Below are 4068 nucleotides of genomic sequence, written 5' to 3'. Positions count from 1 at the left end.
CTTGAGCCGTTTGTTATGCTTGTGCTCAAGTAAACTGCAAAACTAGACAACCAATTAATGCGGGTAAACCTGCAATAAAGAGAACCAAGCCTGTTTGGTAGTTAGCTCGATAATGCTCAACTTGCTCTTCTTCAAAATCATGTCCCTTTACCATTTTGTATACTTTATCGGTAACCGGATCATCTAATCGTGTCGTTTTGCTGTGTATACCACCTTCCCACATTAACTTTGCTAAAAGCCAAATAACAATCACGACAAAAAACAAAAAATCAGCTGGCCGCGTTGTAGCAAAAAGAGGAACATAATTAGATAAAGCGAAAACAATCAAAATGGCCACTATATTGATTAAAAAGACTTTCCTCATCAATTCGGTCAATTTTTACTCCTAGAGCATAACGCCCAATTAAGGGGTGAGCAACGCTACCACCCAACCTAAAGCATTGTGCCATAAACACTAAATTTGAAGTAGAAGCAAAAATACCAAGCGTTGGGAATCCCTCTTAAATTGCTTGTTAGGGTTATTTTTTTGCCGTTAGATCATCGATCTGCTTAAGCAAGTGCTTTTCCTTTTTTTCGTAGGGCATTAGATGTTCGTAATAGAATGCCCAAGCAAAAAACAACACTATAAGCACTACCAAGATAATTGAACCTGTTCGATACAATAAAAACTCATGCTCTGTTGGCTGCGCACTCTTAGCTACTGATGTTTTTGATACAACACGCATTCGTTCAAGCTCATAGTTATTCACCATAGCTCTGGCGCCAGTTGCAACAAGCTTGATGGATGCAGACTCATTTGGTCTCAGCGCATCAAACTTTATAAGAAAATGTTTATCTGTTAACTCTGAGGATTCATATGGAATACTTGATTCCAATTGAATTACCGGCTCAGTCATAGTAACTCTTAACCTACCATCAGTTCCCACCTCACTTTTAGCACTCGAAATTACGTAGAAAGGCAACCATATTTCGATATCATTTTGAGTTTCTCGACCTTCATTAGTAACTGTTACGCTAACTGCTGTGGCTTTTTCCAATTCAATAGGCTCTATATACTGATAAGACAAGCTATGCTTAGGAAGAACATTATCTAAAAGCCAAGGGATTGAAGCCGCTAACAAAGGAATTAGAATACCAATTAGTAAAAAGCTTGCTAACTTCCAGTTGCTATTACTGTTTTTTTCATACTTTACCACTAGCTGAAAACCTCCTAATAACCCTAACGCCCGCTTAAGGGGCAGACAACGCTACTACCAAGTTTCCGCATAACACCGCAATCACACAAACCAACGCATAGTAAAAATGCCCCGCGTTGGCTGTCCCTCTTGAAGCGTTTGTTATGTACCTGGTTGGTTCTATCCCCAGAAACACCCATAAGTATCGTCTTCTAGTATTTCCAAGAAAGCTTCTAGAAGTTGAATCTCTGGGATTGGTTCATACGAATGCCATTTTTGGTCGGATTTCATCCAGTAAATTTTCCACGCGTCACGCGACTTATAATATTTGACTTTGGCTACTGGGCACTCCATTTTTTCGGATGGATCATTCCACTTAGGACGTATCTCGAAGATTTCGATGACCTGCCCCTCTAACCGATACCCAATATCAAGTTGATTGCGGATCTCTTCTGGCGGTCGACAAGAATCAAGGTACTTCTCCACTGCCTTTCTGTAACGCTGTTGCTCAATTTCTGAAAATGCCATATCTATCACCTAACCCTTTAATTAAGCTAAGTTTACGACCTAATTTCATACGTTGGCTAGGTTAATTTTCGAGAAAGTACATAACGCCCGCTTAAGGGGCAGCCAACGCTACTACTAACTTTCCGCATAGCACCGTAAACACTGAAACTAACGCACAGTAAAAATGCCACGCGTTGGCTGTCCCTCTTGAAGCGTTTGTTAACTGGCCAATGTGCACTTTAAACCAACACAAAAAGATTACTCTACACTTCGTTTGATGTCTTTGTATCTAGGGTTGCTTTTCTGATCTGAGCATGAAAAATTCGCAAGTTTTACGAGTGGTTGCTCCCAAGCAGCTTTGTTGCTTAGAATAAATAGCCACTTTGATTAGGTCAGCTGGCATTTTAAGCGCTTAGTATAGCCATATTTTTTCAGAGAAAAAAATTATTTTAGCATTTTACTCCAAAATATAGCACAAATTCTTTACAAAATAAAAATCAATCACCAAAGACCTAGGTATCCAAGAATGTAGACAGGCAGAAATGCCAACATTCATTCATCCTCCGACCTTAAGCAACAAGTGTTATATTTGACTTTATATTTTGGACAGCTATACATATAAGGCTGATTGCATATCAGCTTCATTAACAGGAATATGAAAGGAGAATTAAAATGGGTTGGTTAAGTTGGCTTTCTACAGGTATCCGAGTCGCTGGTGCAGTTGTCTCTTCTCTAGGTGGAACAACTATGGTTGGCGAAAAAATGATGCTCAATGCTGGAACAACAAAAGAAACGTACCTTGGAAATTTAAAGATCCGTAAGATAACAGAGCAAGGTAAAACGGCAGCTTATCTATTTAATAATGACATTAACAATGGATATTACTTGTCATTTACATCTTCAGATCAAGTAGGAGCAGGCAGTATTAAAAATTTATTTATTCCCGCTGCTAAAGATGGTGTAGAAGTGAAAATTGATGTGACGGACTATTTCATTGATAATCTCGCTGGGTCAATATGTTACTCATCCGTGCCATATGAAAATGGAAAGCCATTGGCCGAAACAGACATTTCGTTCTCAATTAAGAACTGGTCTAAGAAAAGACTTAATTTTTGCGGTAATGACTTTGGCATTGCAATAAATTACGATGAAAATATGTTTATATTGACAAATCAATTAAACAAAGGGGAATTTAAAGACATAAAGATTCAAGCAATTACGCAATCAGGTGATGTTTATAACATTCTCACAGATAGAATTGCTGCAGGAGAAAATAAAATGGTAAAATACCCTGAAGCAATGGATAACGTTACACCAATCACACGTGTAACCGTATCATTAACCGCACCTATTAATGCAATTATCGATGATGTTCATCCTACTTTAGAATATTTAATTTCTTAATTTTAATGTTTGTATAGTGTGATTTATGAAGGAAATATTAAGTAAAAAATTAAGTCTAATAAAACACTTTTCCTATGTTCGACAGGCTTTGTTGCGTTATGAATTATTCACTTTAATGATCGATTAACTTCTTCAACATTTTATTATTAAATTAGTTATTGTTTTTTGTAAATTAACTATCACACAACAGAACCCCAAGCACAACAAAGACCCTTCAGATTATTTTCAGCTCTTCTGTAATGACTAGATTGCACAACAAAACATTTGCAGACTCCCTTTTCTCAGATGCTTTTGGCATTTCCACTTCGCCAGTTAACGCCGCATTAAGTGGTGAACAACGCCAACCACCCGACCTAAACCATTGTGCCGTAAATACTAAAGCTAAATCAAACTGAAAGCGCCAAGCGTTGTGAATCCGTCTTAAATGCCTTGTTATGTTTAATTTCTCAGTCGCCCGCTATAGCCAGAATATTGACCTAGAGTATCTGCCCCAGTTCGTTCAATCAGGCTTGTACAAAATGGTCGAACACATTCATATAATTGCTTTACATATTCCACATTGATATCTGCACCCCAAAAACTATTCATTTTCTCTCTAGCTTCTGTAGTGTCCCACGCTGAGCCATAGAATCACGCACAGATTTTAAGTGTAAGTTACTAAACGCATGCTCGATATTACTATCTTGCTCTAGCTGGAGTTCTGCAATTAAACAAATTTTTTTCAGTTTTTTATGGTAAGGCTTACGTTCGTTCCAGTTATCTACAACTCGGTGACCAACAAAATTGATGGTTGCTTCAACAGCGAGAGCCATAAATAGAATCGAGCTTTGGCAGTCCAAAACAATCCCCGCTCTCTTGCCCGTTGACTCCTTGTCTATAGCGGTTGTCAAATGATGGAACGCTATATTCCAAAGATCATTGTGAGGATAGATATAGTAAAAAGCTGACATTTAACTCCTTAAACTAGTGTACCCCACGAAAA

At 38.0% G+C, this 4068-nt stretch carries 5 protein-coding genes; 1 reads left to right on the top strand and 4 read right to left on the bottom strand.

Translation table 11 applies throughout. The annotated features are described in order from the left end of the window. Nucleotides 1–25: 25 nt before the first annotated feature. From PL85_RS15085 to PL85_RS15075, 3 genes are all read right to left on the bottom strand, one after another. The gene (locus PL85_RS15085) at nucleotides 26–364 is read right to left on the bottom strand and encodes a hypothetical protein (protein ID WP_412766531.1); all 339 of its coding nucleotides are present in this window, start codon (nucleotides 362–364) and stop codon (nucleotides 26–28) included. A gap of 154 nt (nucleotides 365–518) precedes the next feature. Next, entirely contained in the window at nucleotides 519–1196 is a 678-nt protein-coding gene (locus tag PL85_RS15080; RefSeq protein ID WP_115340188.1) for a hypothetical protein, read from the bottom strand. 159 nt (nucleotides 1197–1355) lie between these two features. Continuing rightward, nucleotides 1356–1703: a DUF3024 domain-containing protein gene (locus PL85_RS15075; protein ID WP_017042813.1), complete on the bottom strand. Its 348-nt coding sequence runs from the start codon at nucleotides 1701–1703 to the stop codon at nucleotides 1356–1358. Nucleotides 1704–2354: 651 nt separating this feature from the next. On the opposite strand from PL85_RS15075, the gene PL85_RS15070 reads away from it, so the two are divergent. Next, nucleotides 2355–3086, top strand: a complete 732-nt coding sequence (locus PL85_RS15070; protein ID WP_115340187.1) for a hypothetical protein — start codon at nucleotides 2355–2357, stop codon at nucleotides 3084–3086. A 584-nt stretch (nucleotides 3087–3670) separates the two neighbouring features. On the opposite strand, the gene PL85_RS15065 is transcribed toward PL85_RS15070, so the two are convergent. Beyond that, nucleotides 3671–4036, bottom strand: coding sequence for a hypothetical protein (locus PL85_RS15065; protein ID WP_115340186.1), 366 nt, complete (start codon nucleotides 4034–4036; stop codon nucleotides 3671–3673). Nucleotides 4037–4068 lie beyond the last annotated feature (32 nt).

The organism is Vibrio anguillarum, from assembly GCF_001989995.2.
GTDB classification, from domain to species: Bacteria; Pseudomonadota; Gammaproteobacteria; order Enterobacterales; family Vibrionaceae; genus Vibrio; species Vibrio anguillarum.
The sequence above is the reverse complement of the archived record's forward strand: the minus strand, read 5'-3'. Positions and strand labels throughout refer to the sequence as shown.

Bases quoted from the DNA above. Each gene is read 5' to 3' on its own strand.
- PL85_RS15085 (WP_412766531.1), bottom strand. From the start codon at position 364: ATGAGGAAAGTCTTTTTAATCAATATAGTGGCCATTTTGATTGTTTTC.
- PL85_RS15075 (WP_017042813.1), bottom strand. From the start codon at position 1,703: ATGGCATTTTCAGAAATTGAGCAACAGCGTTACAGAAAGGCAGTGGAG.
- PL85_RS15070 (WP_115340187.1), top strand. From the start codon at position 2,355: ATGGGTTGGTTAAGTTGGCTTTCTACAGGTATCCGAGTCGCTGGTGCA.
- PL85_RS15065 (WP_115340186.1), bottom strand. From the start codon at position 4,036: ATGTCAGCTTTTTACTATATCTATCCTCACAATGATCTTTGGAATATA.